The organism is Hungatella sp. SB206 (assembly GCF_051132295.1).
GTDB classification, from domain to species: Bacteria; Bacillota; Clostridia; order Lachnospirales; family Lachnospiraceae; genus Hungatella; species Hungatella effluvii.
Window position 1 is genome coordinate 5043658 of the sequence record NZ_CP096603.1, and the last position, 16718, is coordinate 5060375.

16 protein-coding genes are annotated in these 16718 nt (G+C 45.2%); 5 read left to right on the forward strand and 11 right to left on the reverse strand.

Annotated features, from left to right (window positions below; genetic code table 11):
* Window positions 1–99: 99 nt before the first annotated feature.
* Together M1L66_RS22425 and M1L66_RS22430 are read right to left on the reverse strand one after the other, a co-directional pair.
* A complete protein-coding gene (locus tag M1L66_RS22425) occupies window positions 100–1131 on the reverse strand; it encodes a sensor histidine kinase (protein WP_187018553.1) in 1032 nt (343 codons plus the stop codon).
* Window positions 1128–1811 (reverse strand): response regulator transcription factor, encoded by a 684-nt coding sequence (locus M1L66_RS22430; protein ID WP_187018552.1) that lies wholly within the window; start codon window positions 1809–1811, stop codon window positions 1128–1130. The genes M1L66_RS22425 and M1L66_RS22430 overlap by 4 nt, the downstream gene beginning before the upstream one ends.
* A 348-nt stretch (window positions 1812–2159) precedes the next feature.
* On the opposite strand from M1L66_RS22430, the gene M1L66_RS22435 reads away from it, so the two are divergent.
* Entirely contained in the window at window positions 2160–2636 is a 477-nt protein-coding gene (locus tag M1L66_RS22435; protein ID WP_187018550.1) for a pyridoxamine 5'-phosphate oxidase family protein, read from the forward strand.
* A 114-nt stretch (window positions 2637–2750) separates the two neighbouring features.
* Window positions 2751–3062 carry a hypothetical protein gene (locus tag M1L66_RS22440; RefSeq protein ID WP_243270141.1) on the forward strand — a complete coding sequence of 104 codons (312 nt, stop codon included), beginning with the start codon at window positions 2751–2753 and terminating at the stop codon, window positions 3060–3062.
* Between the two features lie 154 nt (window positions 3063–3216).
* Here the strand turns inward: M1L66_RS22440 and M1L66_RS22445 are convergent, their stop codons facing one another.
* The 3 genes from M1L66_RS22445 to M1L66_RS22455 are packed head-to-tail and all read right to left on the reverse strand — an operon-like array spanning window position 3217 to window position 5106.
* Window positions 3217–3867: an ABC-2 transporter permease gene (locus M1L66_RS22445; RefSeq protein ID WP_434688338.1), complete on the reverse strand. Its 651-nt coding sequence runs from the start codon at window positions 3865–3867 to the stop codon at window positions 3217–3219.
* On the reverse strand, window positions 3864–4730 hold the full coding sequence (locus M1L66_RS22450; RefSeq protein WP_187018547.1) for an ABC transporter ATP-binding protein: 867 nt from the start codon (window positions 4728–4730) through the stop codon (window positions 3864–3866). Before M1L66_RS22450 ends, M1L66_RS22445 begins: the two co-directional genes overlap by 4 nt.
* Window positions 4723–5106 carry a GntR family transcriptional regulator gene (locus M1L66_RS22455; RefSeq protein ID WP_434688340.1) on the reverse strand — a complete coding sequence of 128 codons (384 nt, stop codon included), beginning with the start codon at window positions 5104–5106 and terminating at the stop codon, window positions 4723–4725. Before M1L66_RS22455 ends, M1L66_RS22450 begins: the two co-directional genes overlap by 8 nt.
* 433 nt (window positions 5107–5539) lie before the next feature.
* Between M1L66_RS22455 and M1L66_RS22460 the strand changes: the two genes are divergently transcribed.
* Window positions 5540–6106 carry a hypothetical protein gene (locus M1L66_RS22460; protein ID WP_434688342.1) on the forward strand — a complete coding sequence of 189 codons (567 nt, stop codon included), beginning with the start codon at window positions 5540–5542 and terminating at the stop codon, window positions 6104–6106.
* Between the two features lie 891 nt (window positions 6107–6997).
* Here the strand turns inward: M1L66_RS22460 and M1L66_RS22465 are convergent.
* The 3 genes from M1L66_RS22465 to rlmD all read right to left on the reverse strand — a co-directional run bounded on the left by M1L66_RS22465 (window position 6998) and on the right by rlmD (window position 10667).
* On the reverse strand, window positions 6998–8122 hold the full coding sequence (locus M1L66_RS22465) for a Fic family protein (protein ID WP_434688344.1): 1125 nt from the start codon (window positions 8120–8122) through the stop codon (window positions 6998–7000).
* A 316-nt stretch (window positions 8123–8438) separates the two neighbouring features.
* Window positions 8439–9014 carry a hypothetical protein gene (locus M1L66_RS22470; protein WP_434688346.1) on the reverse strand — a complete coding sequence of 192 codons (576 nt, stop codon included), beginning with the start codon at window positions 9012–9014 and terminating at the stop codon, window positions 8439–8441.
* A 168-nt stretch (window positions 9015–9182) separates the two neighbouring features.
* A complete protein-coding gene (gene rlmD / locus M1L66_RS22475) occupies window positions 9183–10667 on the reverse strand; it encodes a 23S rRNA (uracil(1939)-C(5))-methyltransferase RlmD (protein WP_434694304.1) in 1485 nt (494 codons plus the stop codon).
* A gap of 388 nt (window positions 10668–11055) precedes the next feature.
* Here rlmD and M1L66_RS22480 point away from each other — a divergent pair, with 388 nt between their 5' ends.
* Complete coding sequence (locus M1L66_RS22480) at window positions 11056–11661, forward strand: prolyl-tRNA synthetase associated domain-containing protein (protein WP_434688348.1); 606 nt, start codon at window positions 11056–11058, stop codon at window positions 11659–11661.
* A 121-nt stretch (window positions 11662–11782) separates the two neighbouring features.
* Here M1L66_RS22480 and M1L66_RS22485 read toward each other — a convergent pair whose 3' ends face one another.
* Complete coding sequence (locus tag M1L66_RS22485) at window positions 11783–12850, reverse strand: GGDEF domain-containing protein (RefSeq protein ID WP_434688350.1); 1068 nt, start codon at window positions 12848–12850, stop codon at window positions 11783–11785.
* A 178-nt stretch (window positions 12851–13028) separates the two neighbouring features.
* Between M1L66_RS22485 and M1L66_RS22490 the strand changes: the two genes are divergently transcribed.
* Window positions 13029–13364 carry a helix-turn-helix transcriptional regulator gene (locus M1L66_RS22490; RefSeq protein ID WP_025531950.1) on the forward strand — a complete coding sequence of 112 codons (336 nt, stop codon included), beginning with the start codon at window positions 13029–13031 and terminating at the stop codon, window positions 13362–13364.
* Between the two features lie 116 nt (window positions 13365–13480).
* Here the strand turns inward: M1L66_RS22490 and M1L66_RS22495 are convergent, their stop codons facing one another.
* Together M1L66_RS22495 and lpdA are read right to left on the reverse strand one after the other, a co-directional pair.
* The gene (locus tag M1L66_RS22495) at window positions 13481–15268 is read right to left on the reverse strand and encodes an aminopeptidase P family protein (RefSeq protein ID WP_434688352.1); all 1788 of its coding nucleotides are present in this window, start codon (window positions 15266–15268) and stop codon (window positions 13481–13483) included.
* Entirely contained in the window at window positions 15265–16695 is a 1431-nt protein-coding gene (lpdA, locus tag M1L66_RS22500) for a dihydrolipoyl dehydrogenase (protein ID WP_434688354.1), read from the reverse strand. The genes M1L66_RS22495 and lpdA overlap by 4 nt, the downstream gene beginning before the upstream one ends.
* Window positions 16696–16718 lie beyond the last annotated feature (23 nt).

Below are 16718 nucleotides of genomic sequence, written 5' to 3' on the forward strand. Positions count from 1 at the left end.
CTGGTGATGGTGTAATTATAAAGAGTAATTCTCGCAGAAATGTCACGAAGTACCCTTTACGGTCCACTCAAATGTCACAATCCCGTAATATTTAAGCTTTCACCGCCTGGGCAGGAACACGGAAAAAATGGAACCATGGTCAGGACCGGACGATACAAGGATGTACCCGCCCTGCATGGTGATAATCTCCCGGGCCAGGTACAGGCCGATTCCGATGCCCTCCACATCGCGCACCGCTTCCTCCCGGTAAAACCGCTTGAAAATGGCTCCCTGGTTTTGTTCTGCGATACCTATTCCTGTATCAGCAATATCAATCTTCAAATACATTTCCCGGTATTCGGCCGAGACGCAGATTCTGCCCCCGGCGGGCGTATATTTTACGGCGTTGTCCAAAAGGTTGAACAGCGCCTCAACCGTCCACTTCCGGTCGTGGGATACGCACAGCTCTTCTTCACAATCCACATGAACCTCAATCTGTTTTTTCTCCGCACTCAGCAGGATTCCGCCCAGTGCCGCCGCCAGTGTGTCATAGATGGGCTGCTCCTTTTTCTCCAGGGAGATAACGCCGGTTTCCAGCCGGGAGGTTTTGATCATAGCCTGCATGAGAAAATCCAGCTTGTCCAGCTGGCCCCCCACCGCCTGCAAAAACTCCTTTTGCTTTTCCTCCGGGACGGGTTCTTCCAAAAGCGTGGCGTTCACCATTTTCAAATTGGCAATGGGCGTTTTCACCTGATGGGCTATATCGGAAATCAGTTCCTGCAGCTCGGCCCGTTCCTTTGCGATGCCGCGCCGGTTTTCTCCCATGATTTCATAGAGGCGGGTCAGGCGGTGATTGATTTTATAGAACAGGCTCTCTTCCTCTTCTATCTCCGGCAGTTCGCTGCTCCCTGCCGCCATCCCGTCCAGCAGCCCGCACAGCCTGTTTGAGAATCCGGTCAGCTTCCTGCGCAGGGCGGCGATAAAGATGGCCGCGCACAACAAAACCAGAAGAAGGTACACGAGGGTACACCAGACCGCCTCCCTATTTTCCGTAATCCGGTACAGCACTGTGATAAAGATCCCGGACAGCAGCAAAAGAACGGCGCCTGTCCAGGCGCAGATTTGATTGACGGAGGTTTTTTGAACTGTCATTTGTTCATTCCTCCAATCCACAGATAGCCCATGCCATATACCGTTTTGATATATTGAAACCCACTGCCCTCGATTTTTCCCCGGATGCGGCTGACGGCGGAGGTCAGAGCGTGCTCGTCCACATAATTCTCGTCCGCGTCCCATAACTTCTCCAATAACACCTGCCGCGTGAGTACAATCTGTGGATTTTTCGTCAGCACCTTCAGCAGCCGGTATTCCAGCGGCGTGAAGGAAATGGCCTCTCCCGCCAGGGTGGCGCTCATCTCCGTGAAGTTGATCAGCAGGTTTCCATCGTCGAAACAATCGCGGGCCGAATGCTTCTGCATCCGGGCCAGCAGGGCGGCCACCTTTTTGCGGAACACGCTGATGGGAAAGGGTTTTGTCACGTAGTCGTCCGCTCCCAGCTCGAATCCCCGGAGCATGTCGCTCTCCATGTCGCGGGCCGTCAGGAAGATTACGGCGGTGTCGGGGCGGCGCTCCTTCAGTTCCCGGCAAAAGTCGAACCCGTTTCCGTCCGGCAGGTTCACGTCCAACACGGCCAGATCATAGTCCTGCTTTTCGTAAAGCGCCTCGGCCTCCGCTTTCGTCATGGCGGCGTCTACTTTATATCCTACAACTGAAAGATTGTAGCAAAGCGTGTGATTCAAAAGGCGGTCATCCTCCACCACTAATATCCTCATATATAATTCCTCCCGACTCTCTAATATAATACCTGCAAAATGTCACAGAAACCTCACGACGGATGCGTAATTCCATTTTATTTTACCGCGAAAGGCCGTTTCTTACAATTCCTATATCCCCCCCACGGCGTTGTCAACTGCCATTTGGGGAGCTGGAAAACAATGGTTCAAATTAAAACCACCATTTTGCCGATGGAGTTGCCAGGCGGCAAGCGAATGAGGTACGAAATCCCAATACCCTAAGTGCCTGTGGCAAGCACTTCGTCAATCTCGCCATTTAATCTTGTAGCGCGACGGCCAATTTGGTATAATCAGAGCAACAAATTGAAATTGATGGAGGACGTGACAATGAACAGGTATGAAGAAGGAATGAAATTAATCGAAGAGAGTTGTGGAAACAAGAAAGATAATGCCCTTGCGCTCTCAACTATTGCGACAGAACTGAGTGCTGATGGTTTCCCCCGCCCCAGTGTCCGTGATGTGAGCGCTTATTATGAAGATGGCGTGTTTTATGTTACAACATCAGCAAAATCAAATAAAATGCAGCAGATTGCTCAAAACAAAGAGGTTGCGTTTTCAGTTTGCTTTGAGGGGATATACGGACACGGTATTGGAGAAAACCTCGGATGGGTTTTAGATCCCCAAAACGCTACGCTAAGAACGAAACTTCGTGAAGTATTTGCCGACTGGTACGACGATGCAAATAATGAGCAGGATGAAAACTGCGTTATTTTGGCAATCCGTATTACAAGTGCAACGATATTTAGAGACCACGGTGCTTTGCGTTATAATTTGGACTTTGTAAATAAGACGGAGGTTGAATAACTGTCAATTAAATGAGGCATTAAGCGTTATCTATTGAGCACTCTATTGTGATAAGGCGCACTTACAATTCCTGTTTGCAAAGCCGTGAAATCAGAAGTTAAAAGGGGGATTATTGTGTCAGCAGATATAGCAGAAATATTCGAATTGTTGTTCGATAAAAATAATAATGTTGCATACAAAGCCTTACAGGATTTGCAAAAAGAGAGTGAAGAAACGGATTGTGTTTATCCATATATGGATAGGTTAAGCGATATGCTTGACAGTGATAATTCTTATATTCGCACAAGAGGGCTTATATTATTTGCCTATAATGCAAAATGGGATAAAGATTATAAGATTGATGAAGTCATTGATAAATACTTGAAGCACATAACAGATGTCAAACCTATTACAGCACGACTAAAAATTGAAAGCGCCGGATCTTAAACCGACGCTTTTACTGATGAAGTTTTATAATGGTTTTCTTGAAACTTATTTCTTATTCCGCGTACGGAATTTTTTAATCAGTATGTTTCGTACTACAATAGCGCCAATCGCTAAGGCGATTATTCCAATCATTTCCCACATTGTAAATCTCACCTCACGCTCTTCTTTTTTGAACAATATGAATGGAGGCAGCTGCCGACAGAATCATAATGAGCATAATAACGCCTGCGCCGCCCAACAAAAGCATGGCGTTGTTTGTGTTAAAACTCAGGTTAAAGCTATCTATATCTCCCATAAACAGACGTACAATATAGTAAAACAGTAAAAAACCTACTGTCGGAATAAACATGAACATCTTGCCTTTGATGGAACCGTAGCAATAATAGCCCGGAATCTGGATACCTGCATAGATGCAGAATAGTATGGTACAAAGAAGGAAGGTTCCGACCATATCCGGCAGGGTGACGGCGCAATTCTTAAAATACAGAATAACCGCCTGTACTCCCAGCGTAACCAGCAGCGCCAGGAGCCCCATCAAAAATATAACCAGGTATCTTCCAATGACCAAAGCGCTTTTTTTCGCTGGAAGGAAGCCATAAAACCGTTCCATGTTGTTCTTTTCCACTACGGAAAAGGTGTAGCCGGTGGTCATGGCCATTACCGTTGCTGCAAAAGACAGCCCTTCAAAAAGGGTGCCTGTAAAAAAAGTGATGAGCAGCGGCACCAGCAGCACCAGCAGAATGGATTTCAAATAGGGTTTCAGAAGCAGATAATCCAGCTTCATACATTTCACGGTAAGATTCATCGCCCCGCCTCCTTCTCCGCCTGTCGGCTTACAAATACTACTATGTCATCAATCGTTGCGTGAATGGCCTCGGGCTGCAGGTATTCCGGTAAGTCCTGCGTCCGAATGAGCGCCTCGTAGCCTGTGGCAAAGGTTCTGACCCCAATCAGCCGGTTCTCCAGATCCTCTGTCAATGTCTTTTTGTCACCGCTTACAATGCGGTATCCCTCGACAAAATCCTCTTTGCTGCCTGTGAAAATCAGCTTTCCAAGGTTGATACAGGTGATATAATCCGCGATCTTTTCGAGGTCGCTTGTGATATGGGTGGAAAAAAGAACGCTGTGCCGTCCATCTTCAATATATCCTGATAGAATCTCCAGCAGCTCATCACGGGAAACCGGATCCAGGCCGCTGGTCGGTTCATCCAGAATTAACAGCTTCGCGTCATAAGAAAAGGCGCAGGCCAGCATAAGCTTCATCTGCATTCCTTTGGACAGTTCTTTTACCCTCTTCTCTTTTGAAATACGAGATTTCGAAAGCATGGACCAATATGTTTCGCTGTTCCATTGATCATAAAAAAGAGAGTATGCCGTTTCCACATCGGTCATGTTCCACTCGTCTACAAAGTAGCTGTTGTCAAATACTACGCCGATATCCCGTTTAATCTCCTGCTCTTGGGCAATATGATCTTTTCCAAACACGGTTATGCTGCCGTTGTCAGGTTCAATCATATTGAGGATGGACTTAATCGTGGTGGTCTTACCTGACCCATTGGGGCCAATCAGCCCCATGATAAACCCTTCCGGCAGACAAAAGGTAAGATTGTCAAGTTTAAAATCCCTATAGGACTTTGAGAGTGCTGTCACTTCCAGCATTTTATTCATTTTGACTCCTCCTTAATTCTTCTTGAAACAAAGAAGACATCTCCTCATCATCAGCTCCTGCTTTCCGGGCCTTTTGAACCGCCTGCCCCATAAGCGATTTTGCTTCATCCAGCAGGTGCATCTTGATAATCTCCGAACTTTTTTCGGCAACAAAACAGCCTTTTCCCTGAACCGTTTCCAAATACCCCTCGTTCTCAAGTTCCGTATACGCACGGTTGATCGTCAAAACACCAACCTTAAGTTCCTTTGCTAATGACCGGAGGGAAGGCAACGTATCACCCGGCACAATCTCGCTATTTAAAATGGAGTGAATGATCTGCCGCTTGATTTGTTCATAGATAGGGCCTTCGTAGTTATTCGATACGGTAATCTTCACGGTTGCTCCTTCTTCTATGTAACATAATACAGTGTTATACTGTTATGTACATCAGCATAACACCGTGTCTTCTCAATGTCAAGGGGGGAATTACTGGGATGACGTCACCATATAGCTTTTTAGACTGCAGGGCAAACTGGAGTTGGTGAAGCAAGAAAAACTCTATTTTTTCTCTGTATTTATAATATTTTCGTAATGGGATGTTCTCTCCAAGTGCCATCGTGTCACATACCTTAGGACACCAGAAGGACAGAGTTTCCCCCTGGCGTCACTTTATTATTTCAAAACAGTATACAACAAACTGCTTCTGCCACCCTTTGGTCTCAGGCAAAAATCATCTTCGTGACCAACCATGCTGACAGGGGGATTGACATTTTAAAAAGCGGCGTCAGCGCCTGTAAACACAGAGCAAACTGAGTGTATCGAACTGTCCATGGGACTGGACGAAAAAGTCAGAATCCCCCTTTCTCAAATCACTTATGTAGACCCAATGAAAACAGTCCCGCACTCCATCTGCTATCATACCTTCGATGGGTCGGAAATCACAGTGCGGGACACCATCGAACATGCATTGCTGCTATTAGGCTGCGGTTTTATGAAAAGCCACCGTTCCGTCATCCTCTCGCTGTCGGCGTTCCTGTACAGGGAGGGTGTTGAGCCGCTGCGCACATATTTCCGGGAGCTGACCAGCAGCCCTGCTGTGGCAGTGTGTATGGCAGTTCTGGTATTGAACAGTGTGCTGTTAAGCGATTCTGTTATTTTTACTGCTGTTTCTGCCATTTACGTTGACGGACAGCCTGAACCCATTGATCCGGCTCCTGCTGCCCTTGTTTTGCCTCTTTATTCTTTTTTCGCAGATGTTTTTTATCATGCTTTTATATCAGTCGGCATTTTTAAAGGATACCTCCGCCTCCTTAAACTCAGTATTTACAGAAGAAAAATTTGTTCAGAGTTTAAATCTTATTTACTAGTGAAAGTTGTGGAAAACCATAATCCATGATTAAATCCTATATTAGATTCAACACTTTGGTGGTGTGATTCATCAAATATATAAACAAAATAGAGTTCCACCATCTGTCCTTATAGTCTATCTGAAAAGGCCAGCCATTTTTAATCTGGCTGACCTGAAATTTTACCCCATATCCTCTTTTACTCGTCTCACATCTATGAAAAGGCCAAAAGCCACAATTCCGCATCATTATTACCGACTCGACATGTGATGAATGGATTATAATGTCATCAAAATATAATATATCCTTACTGTGCCATGAAGCTGCTTCCATATAAGGAATAATCATTTTCAAACCATCACAAAGAAAGTGTACAGGAATTACGGTTTGCCCTCAGCGAGCAGATCCGCAAACAGGTATTTTATGTCACTTTCGTAAAAAACATCGAAACCATCATAAAATCAAATGTCATTGTAACGGCCTTAAAACACTTGATTCAGCAACAAGGGTACCATTTATAAAGTTATAAAGGCGTGTACTTTATAATTAATCCTCACTTTACCGCTTATATACCGCCACCTCTAGTTCCGCTTTTCTATAAGAGAAGCAGAACTCATTTCGCTGTCCACAAGGACTTTACATAACATATAGCTCTGCCTCCTTCATTCTTATATTTAACTATCTAATCCACAAAACTCTTCCTGCCTCGAATATCCTATTATCACGTTCAACTCTCCAGTGTATTCCGTTTTAGCTTTCCTTTAATTTATCAATCGACAATAGTTTGGACAACAGTACAATACTTTCCGTATTGATGGAAGCGGTGATTCGGATATGCAAAAAGCATAGTCTGTCCTTGGCGTAAAATCATGACATTTTACTGCTTAATACAATTCATAATCAGTACTGGTTGTATAGATATCCGATGCACGCTTTCTTCTTTATTTCTTACAAAACCTGTATTTCCCCTTACCATATCCAGCAACTGCTTCTATAATCTGTGCATGAACCAAATCTTTCAGCAAATCAGAGGCTCTGCTAGCACCAAGCTTTGTTATCTTCTGCATATCTGATCTGCCAAATACAACGTTTACTCCAAAGGAATTATACATACTTTGAATATGGACCACTGTTTTTGATGTAAACGCCTCCAGCGATTCTCCATATATTTCCCATATATCAATATCCGGTTTTTCAGTTTCAATGTCCGGTTTTTTAGTTTTAATGTCCGATTTTTGATCATGTTTATATCGTCCACTTACATGTAAAGTCCGATTGTGCAGTTCATGATGTTCACCACATAACAAATTTTCTAAAAACAATTCCAAATACTCAGTAGTCTCATGAATTCCTTTTGTCAGATTATTATAATTAGCTCGAACAAGAGCATTTCTGAAATACCATGCATTCTCCGCAAAAATGTCATTCGTTGCATCAAATCCTAAAGTACACAGATATTTGATAAAGAATACCGCTGTTGTTCTCGTATTACCCTCTCCAAAAATATGATTCTGCCATAATCTTGAAACAAAAATAGCCAGGTGATGAATAATCTCATCCATCGATAATCCTTTATAGCTGTAATTCTTCTCCTGCGAAAAATCATACTCTAATGTTGCTCTAAGCTCCGATGCGCTTCCATAAAGAACTGTTTCTCCGTCTAATACCCATTCCTTTTTCGTAATATTATAATCACGGATTTTTCCTGCATGTCCATAGATTCCAGCAAACAATTTCCTGTGAATAGATAGATACTCATTCGGTGTGAAAGAAAATGCTTTTTCAGAAAGCAGCTTTGCAATTCTCACAGAAACTTTATCGGCCTCTTCTGTTCTTACATTCTCATCAGTTCTTGGGTTTTCTTCATAATAGGCATCCAATAATTTCTGAGCTTCATCAAGAGTTATCTGCCCTTCAATATTTTGAATCGCAGTATCCAACAAATATTTAGAAGGTTTTAATCCATCCACCGCCTGCAATCCGATTGCAGTGTGCCAGGCATATCCCTTATCTCTTTTATTTGGTTCTGTTTGTATAAGGTACTCTTTGAAAGGATCCTGATCCACAATAATACCTCCCGCCAATTTATTTTTAAGAATTTTATATTCGTTTATTTAATCGTTTTTTCATTTTTCCGGCGCAATTCCACGCAGACTTCGCAGTGTGTTGAGGCTGTAAAAAGATTCCCGAAAGGCGCAGGTTGCCCTTTGAGAAGCCATTGTAATTCGCGCCCTACTGGACACCGTATTATTTTAGTACTCATTATTTGTCCTGTCATTTGGGTGAATTAGAGCCTCCTAATTTGATTTTTCAGATTTTTCTCCGTTCTCCAGCCACTGCGTTCTCATTTCTAAAATTCCCCTAAAAATATGCTAATTGGAGTTAATTCAAGCAAAGGCTGTTGAGATTATTGTAAAATGCATTTAGTTCTACATCCAAAAATTCATCTCCTTCAAATACAGCCTTGCAAATATTTGAGATTTCAGTAAAATGCTCATTTACAATTTTGTCGCTAATATCACTAAGAAGTTTAAAAATTTCGTCTTTATACTTCTTTTCAATACTAATAAAATACGCTTCATCCTGATAGTTAGTTAGCACTTGTCTAGATTTTGAGAAAGCCCATAACAGTTCGCCTACACGGTCAACATTTTCGTATCCTGTAACAGCAGGTTTTTCAACATCATATACATTGGCAAAACAATCCACAATCTGCGATGTAACCTCTATAGGAAAAGGCAGACCCAATTCATCTACTAAAGACTCATCATCATTTTCGACACATTGTTTTAGTGTCCCCAAAAAATTCTTTGGAATCTTAAGCCCACTAGGAATTAACACATTAGGTTTGTTGCAAAATAAGAGAAGCAAATAATCATATTCTAATTCTGCAAAAGGGGTGCATAGATACAAGAGATGCATAAGTTTATCACTATCTGTCAAATCAAAATTGTTCACAATAATCGGATATTTACTGAGTATACCATCGAAGAAATAATCTTTAGGAAAACTTATTGAATATGCAGCTGATAAATCACTTAATGTATCTGAAGTCTTTATAAGTTTCTCTTGATAGTTCTTCTCATACCAAATATTTATTTGATACTTATTAAAGTATTTATATCCCTATTTCCGACACAATTCGACACAAATCTCGCAGTGCTCCGTCCCCGGAAACATATCCACCCCCCACGCCACTTTCGCCTCATACCCCATCTTCCTAAACACCGCCAAATCCCTGGCCAGCGTATCCGGGCCGCATGACACATAGACCACTTTTTTCGGTTTCATCTTAACTACCGCCTGAATAAACTCTTCCGTGCTTCCACTCCTTGGCGGATCCATAAAAACGACATCAGCATGTTCTCCATTGTCCGCCATCCTGCTCATGAACGCACCGGCATCGTTACAATAGAACTGCACATTCTTAATCCCATTAATCTTAGCATTCTGAGCTGCGTCCCGCACTGCATCGCGGTTTAATTCCACGCCGATCACCTGGCCTGCCTCCTGACTTGCCACGATCCCAATCGTACCAATACCGCAGTACGCGTCAATCACCGTTTCTTTCCCCTTAAGTGCGGCCAGCTCCATCGCTTTCCGATAGAGCACCTCTGTCTGTACCGGATTTACCTGATAAAATGATTTAGAAGAGATCCGGAAACGGAAGCCGCACAGGATATCCTCAATATAGCCTTTGCCGTACAGCACATTCTCCCGGTCACCGAGTACCATACTGGTGTCCCTGCCGTTTACATTCTGAACAATCGTCGTAATTTCCGGATGCTTTTCTCTCAATGCCCGTACAAAATTATTCTTTGAAGGAAATACAGGAGAAGCGGTGACCAGAACGACCATAATTTCACCCGTTGTGAATCCCCGCCGTATCAGGACATGACGAAGGAGACCATATCCCGTGTCCTCATCATACGTTTTAATCTTAAATGATTTTAACATTCCTCTGATGGTTCCAATTATCTCATCCGCTTTTTGATCCTCAATCAGACAGGACTCTACGGGAACGACACGATGAGTATTCGCCTCGTACACCCCTGAAACGGGATTTCCCTTTTTATCATGGTCAAAAACAGCGTGTACCTTGTTTCTGTAATGGAAAGGATCCTTCATTCCAATAATTGGCTGCACCTTACAATAGGGCTTCAACAGTTCCTCCAGCTTTGTCTGCTTGATCTTCAGCTGTTTTTCATAAGGCATATCCAGAAGCTGACATCCGCCGCAGCGCAAAAACACAGGACATGCAGAAGTATTCTTTCTGACTGGCTGCCTGTCCGCTTTTATTCCTTCCCTGCTCTGTAAATTGGAGTTCCCGCCAGAAGCTCTGTTCCGGCCTGTATCGTACTTCGGTTTCTGGCTGTCATTGCCCCATTTTCCTTTTCCGCCTGCTCTTTGCTCCTTTTTAGGCCCTTTTTTCTGATCCGACGATTTCTCCCCCGAATCCGGCTTTCGTCCCATCTTCCTGCCTGTATTGGGCACTTTATTCTTCTCCTGCCTTGAACTGCTGTCTTTTGCAGCTTTATCATCACGCTTTCCTTTTGTCGCCTTTTCTGTCACTACTCTTGGTCTTTCCGCTTTCAGCCGGTTTTCAATCATTTGATTTTGCCTTCCTTTTTCTTCTTTTATGTTCATGGCGTATTTGGCTCCCTCCAACACTTTCCGCTGCTAAACTGCCAAATATGATAACTTCCTAAATATAGTATTCAGCAAAAGCCTTTCTATCGTTACAATCAATCGATAACCATTCCCTCTATAGAACTTATTATAATACAAGACGCTGTATAAAACCATCGAAAAAAACATTGCCCCGTCAATCCTGTATCAGTTACAGTTCACGGCCCATTTGTCCGTCTCCTCCGTCCGTTCTGCTTACCGTTCTGCTTACCTCTCTGCTTACACTTGCATTTTTCCCACACTCTAGTATAATAACACCAGGATTCTTATTACTCCTTTGACAGATTTCAAACAGAAAGAGGCACTCCATATGACAAATATTACTCCTGTAGAATGTGTTACCCCCATACCAGACTTTCACTTAGACCGCACCCTATATACCGGACGGCCCGCAAATCCTGCCGGGCGTCTTAATAAAGAGATACACACTTACGATCTCCTGGACAAGCTGGGAATCACCTATCAGCGTCTGGATCATGATCCGACCGCTACGATAGAAGCATGCCATGATATCGATGCGCTTTTAAACACAAATATCTGTAAAAATTTATTTCTGCGCAATGCACAGAAAAACAGTTTTTATCTTCTCATGATCCCGGGACATAAAAAATTTCGGACGGCAGTCCTGTCAAAACAAATTGGATCAGCCAGACTCTCATTTGCAGAACCGGAATTTATGGAAGAGTATCTGAACATAACGCCTGGCTCCGTCTCCGTTCTGGGCCTGATGAATGATAAAGGAAACCGTGTCCGCCTGCTGATTGACAAGGCTATTCTTGAACAGGAATTTCTCGGCTGTCATCCTTGTATCAATACGTCCAGTTTAAAAATCCGCACCTCGGACATTATCGAAATTTTCTTACCCTGCATCAATCATGCCTACACTCTGGTAGATCTGCCCGACGATCAGAATTAGAAATCCCTCCTTATAATTTCCCCCATCATACTGCCTGCTGCATCAAAAATGGCCGCGTTTTCAACGCAGCCATTTTTTCTTATCCTTATTCCAATCCCCTTTTCATTTCTCTTCTTCTCGCCTACTCCTCATACCAGGCAATCCGATTTTTCCCCTCCTGTTTCGCCCGGTACATGGCCTGATCGGCTTTGGAAAACAGTTCCTGATACTCTTCGTCCGGCTCCCCGGTGCTTGCGGCGATTCCGATACTCACAGAAATCCGGTGTTCACCTTCCTTCGTAAAATCCGCTGTGCCGTTTAAAAGCTTCATCGCCCTCGTTTTCGTCTCGCCGCACTCGGAATAGACCACGAATTCATCGCCTCCCACCCGGCCAATCAAATCGGAATCCCGGAAAATTTCACGCAGCAGTTCTCCGATTTTAACGAGAATCTTATCCCCGGCCGGATGGCCGTACTGGTCATTCACATCCTTGAAATTATCGATATCAATCATGTATAAACAGCCGCGGCTGCCTCTTTTTAAGGTTTCTTCCATCATATATTCAAATGCCGTCTTATTATACACGCCGGTTAAACCGTCTCTGGTGGACTGGAAGAGAAGCTGTTCCTCCCGCTCCTTCTGTTTGGTGATATCATCCAGTTTTCCGATCAGACAAACAGGCGTGTCCGCCCCATCGTACTCTGCCCTGACGTGACAGATACACCAGCGGTATTCTTCCATATTCGCTTTCATACGAAACTCAAAGCATCTGTTTTCGCCCTGCGCCGGCGGACGCTTCACGTATTTCTCCAGCACGCTCTTTAAGAGTGGAATCTCTATCTGACCGGAAGCGTTCGGTGTAAATAGAATCGCTCCATCCCGGTATCGATACTCAAACAGGATCGTATCGGCAAACTCCCCCAGTCTCCGGTACAATGCATCCCGCACCTCCTGCCCGTCCTGCTCCTGGCCACACTCCTGCATTATCTCCTTTTCCCTTCTCACCGGATAAGAAATCACAATCATTACGGCCATTGCCGCCAAAGATACTACAAACACAGCCGCAATCAAGCCGCCTGCCGCCCCTCTGGACTGCATTCGGCAGAAGCCAAACATTCCCGCCATAATCAGGATATAGATCAGGCCGCATAAAAAAGCCCAGTTTTTCCAGGACCATTTATCCTTCCTCTTTTTTAAATATTCTGTCATCGGACATCCTCTCGCCCTATAGGCACGCACTTTCTTTTATCATTCTCTTTCGTTTTTCTAACTTATATAATAACGCTTTTTATCCGTATATGCAACCGATTTTTCTACCATTATTACGCATATAAAACGGAATGTTGGGAAAGATTATCCTTTATGATTAACCATAGAGGTGATAAGAATGAATGAACAGTTTGTCAGAAACAGAATTACAGAGCTCCGTTTGAAAAAGGATGTCTCGGAATACCAGATGAGTCTGGATCTTGGTAAAAATAAGAGTTACATTCAGGGTATTTCCTCTGGCCGCTCCATGCCTTCCATGAAACAATTCTTCGAAATATGCGATTACCTGGAAATTACGCCGCTGGAATTCTTTGATACCGAAATGGCGGAACCGCCACAGTTCCGCAGGGCCGTGGAGTTGCTGAAAGAACTGGATCAAGAGGATTGGGAAGCGATTATTCCGCTTCTGATGCGGCTTCGTAAAGAAATAACCCAAAAACAGGCGGAACCATAGCGATCGTGAATTCCCGTCAGGAAGACGATGAAAATCTATTTTTCACCGCCCCTGACAGGATCCACACCGCATGGCTCCGCCTTATATCGTTTATATGCTTTTTTATTTACGCCTGCTTATACCGCCCTCGTATTTTCCTTCAGCCATTCAGCCTCTTCCGCTGTCAAATACGGGGATATCTTCTCATATACTGCGCTGTGGTAGCTGTTTAAGAGTTCCACATCCCGCTCGTTCATCAGGGATTTATCGAGTGCTTCCAAATCAATCGGCACAAAGGTCAGAAACTCAAATTCCATAAACTGACCGTATTCGTTCTTCTCTGCCTTCTTACAGACAATAAGATTTTCCGTACGTACGCCGTGGCTGCCTTCAATATATATGCCCGGCTCGTCTGAAGTCACCATGCCTTCTTCCAGTACACAGTTGTCCTGGCGCTCCGGCACCATACGCCAGCGAATACCGTTGGGGCGTTCGTGAACATTTAACAGGTAACCTACCCCATGGCCGGTTCCGTGGTCAAAGTTCAGCCCTCTGCTCCAGAGCGGCTCTCTCGCCACATAATCCAGGGTAAGTCCTCTGCACCCATATAAGAACTTTACAGCGGCCAGACGCAGCATACTGATGACGCTCAGGGTAAAATGTTCCCGTTCTGCTTCCGTCGTCTCCCCCAGGGAGATCGTTCTCGTCACATCGGTTGTTCCCTCATAATACTGTCCGCCGGAATCTACCAGATAGAGTCCTTTTGGCTCCAGAGTCGCATTGCTCTCCGGCGTCGCGGAATAGTGGCACATCGCCGCATTTGCCCCATAAGCGGATATGGTATGGAACGAAAGCCCCAGATTCCCCTCCTGCTCTGCGCGCAGATTATCCAGGTAATGCTCCGCGTCAAGCTCGGTGATCGTCTGCTTTCCAATATTCTTTTTCAGCCAGCAGATAAACTTTACCATAGCCACACCATCTTTGATATGGGCCTTCTTCATATTTTCGATCTCAACCGGATTTTTGACTGCTTTGGCCGGAGCGGTCGGATTCATACGGTCAACAACTGCATTGGATTCATCCAGATTGCTGATGATCGCATAGTTGGTCTTCGCTGTCTCCAGAAGCACCTTCTGGCCCTTTAACTGGCTCACCGCATCGTAAATATCATTGTACGGCCGTACGGTAACGCCCAGCTCTTTTAAATAGGATTTCACTTCGCTGTCCAGAACCGCCTCATTGATAAATAAATAGAACCGTTCCATCGTCACCAATGCATAGGAAAGAACTACGGGATTGCAGACGACGTCATTTCCGCGGATATTTAACAGCCACACGATATCATCAAGCGTGGTGAGGACATGGACCGTGGTTTTCTCCTTCTTCATCGCTTCCCTTAAATCAGCAATCTTATCCGCTGCTGATTTGCCCGCGTAGTTTTCTTTTAAAATCCAGACCGGTTCAGCGGATAACGCCGGACGGTCTTCCCAGATGAAATCCACCAGGTCTTCCTTCCAGGAAAATTTCACGTGCTTGTCTTCCAGAAGCTCTTCCAGCTTCTCTCCCAGCTGGCTGTTGACGACACGGCCGTCGAAACCCAGTGTTCCGTTCTGAGGCATAACCTCTGCCAGATACTCTTCCTCGGTCGGAACGCCCTCCTGACCGGATTTCATGAGGAGCACGCCGGTTCCTTCCAGCTGCTTCGCCGCCTGTACGAAATACCTGCCGTCGGTCCAGAGTCTCGCCTCTGTCTGCGTGATAATCGCCGTACCGGCGGACCCTGTAAAACCAGTTATAAATTTCCTGCATTTAAAATAATCGCCCACGTATTCCGACTCATGAAAATCGGATGTTGGAATCATGTAAGCGTCAATCTGGCGCTCCGCCATCAGGCTTCGTAATGCTGCAATTCTCTCTTGAATCATAACCTTTCGTCTCCTTTTGTTTCATAATAATTCTCGATTGCCGCCGTTATGCCCTCGCTGTAAGTCGGATGGGCCCTCATGGCAAGCATGAGCTGATCCGCTGTCAGGCCATTTGCGATAGCAGTCGCCATCTCACTGATCATATCAGTGGCCCGCGGACAGACGATCTGAGCGCCGACAATGGTACCGGAATATTCCTCAAAAATCAGATGAATAAATCCGCTCTGTTCTCTGGTAATGATGGATTTGCCATTACCGCTCATGGAGTAGCGCCCGCAGCGCACCTTCATGTTATGGGCCTTCGCTTCTTCCACCGTAATTCCGACGGAAGCAATCTCCGGCTCGGTATAAATGCATCCCGGCACGACCGGAAGTTCCACAAACATGCCATTCGGAACCACGGAAAGCCGTATGGTGTGATGCACACCCGCGATCTTTTCAACCACATAAGTACCCTCAGCCGCCGCCACATGAGCCAGCATTTTGCCGGCCGTCACATCGCCGATGGCGTAAATGCCGGGTTCACTGGTGCGGAACTCCGAATCCGTTTTAAGACATCCGTCTTCCATGGCAAGGCTGACATCCCGTCCAAAAAGTCCGTCCAGATTCGGCTTTCGGCCTGCTGCCAGGAGAATCTGGCCGGAACGGATCGTCCGAACCTCTCCATCCGCCTCGTAAACGCAGATGAGTCCCTGTTCCTCCTCGCGAATTTCCAGGACCTTTGCCTCACACTGGACAGCGATTCCTTTCCGTCTCAGTTCATTTTCCAGGACCTCGGAAACCTCATTGTCCATAGGTCCCAGTAAATGCTCCCGGCTTTCGATAATCGTCACATGGGAGCACAGCGCCTGGAATATCGTTGCGAATTCCACTCCGATCACGCCGCCGCCAATAATCGTGAGACGATCGTAATTCCAGGTATCAGAAGCCAGCAGCCGGTCACTCGTCAGAACGCCCGGCTGCATCGCTCCCGGAATATCCGGTATCACCGGTTTTGCCCCCGTTGCAATGATGATGTGATCTGCCTCGTAATAATCTTTACCTGAAGGACTGTTGACCTCTACGGTCCGTCCCCGGCGGATCGTCGCCGTTCCCTCGATATAGTCGACCCCCGCATTTTCAATCGATTCCCGAACTTCCTTCCGGTACTCTTTTACAGAACGTTTCTTATAGTCCTGCATTTTCTTAAAGTCAAAAGAAATGAAATCAGCCGATACTCCAAATACATCACAGCTCTGAAACGCCGCAAACATACTGGAGGCATGAAGCAGAGCCTTCGTCGGAATACACCCCTTATTGACACAGGTCCCGCCCAGTTTTTCCTTCTCTGCAATTGCAGTCTTAAGCCCCAGCCCTGCTGCCTTAAGCGCAGCCGTATAACCGCCGGGCCCGCCGCCTATGATAAAGATATCATAATGTTTTGCCATGCTACTTATTTCCTTCCCTGTAT

Coding starts and splice junctions, on each gene's coding strand:
- M1L66_RS22485 (WP_434688350.1), bottom strand. CDS start 12,850: ATGACAGAATATTTAAAAAAGAGGAAGGATAAATGGTCCTGGAAAAAC.
- M1L66_RS22445 (WP_434688338.1), bottom strand. CDS start 3,867: ATGAATCTTACCGTGAAATGTATGAAGCTGGATTATCTGCTTCTGAAA.
- M1L66_RS22450 (WP_187018547.1), bottom strand. CDS start 4,730: ATGAATAAAATGCTGGAAGTGACAGCACTCTCAAAGTCCTATAGGGAT.
- rlmD (WP_434694304.1), bottom strand. CDS start 10,667: ATGATTGAAAACCGGCTGAAAGCGGAAAGACCAAGAGTAGTGACAGAA.
- M1L66_RS22425 (WP_187018553.1), bottom strand. CDS start 1,131: ATGACAGTTCAAAAAACCTCCGTCAATCAAATCTGCGCCTGGACAGGC.
- M1L66_RS22430 (WP_187018552.1), bottom strand. CDS start 1,811: ATGAGGATATTAGTGGTGGAGGATGACCGCCTTTTGAATCACACGCTT.
- lpdA (WP_434688354.1), bottom strand. CDS start 16,695: ATGGCAAAACATTATGATATCTTTATCATAGGCGGCGGGCCCGGCGGT.
- M1L66_RS22495 (WP_434688352.1), bottom strand. CDS start 15,268: ATGATTCAAGAGAGAATTGCAGCATTACGAAGCCTGATGGCGGAGCGC.
- M1L66_RS22490 (WP_025531950.1), top strand. CDS start 13,029: ATGAATGAACAGTTTGTCAGAAACAGAATTACAGAGCTCCGTTTGAAA.
- M1L66_RS22460 (WP_434688342.1), top strand. CDS start 5,540: ATGGGACTGGACGAAAAAGTCAGAATCCCCCTTTCTCAAATCACTTAT.
- M1L66_RS22435 (WP_187018550.1), top strand. CDS start 2,160: ATGAACAGGTATGAAGAAGGAATGAAATTAATCGAAGAGAGTTGTGGA.
- M1L66_RS22480 (WP_434688348.1), top strand. CDS start 11,056: ATGACAAATATTACTCCTGTAGAATGTGTTACCCCCATACCAGACTTT.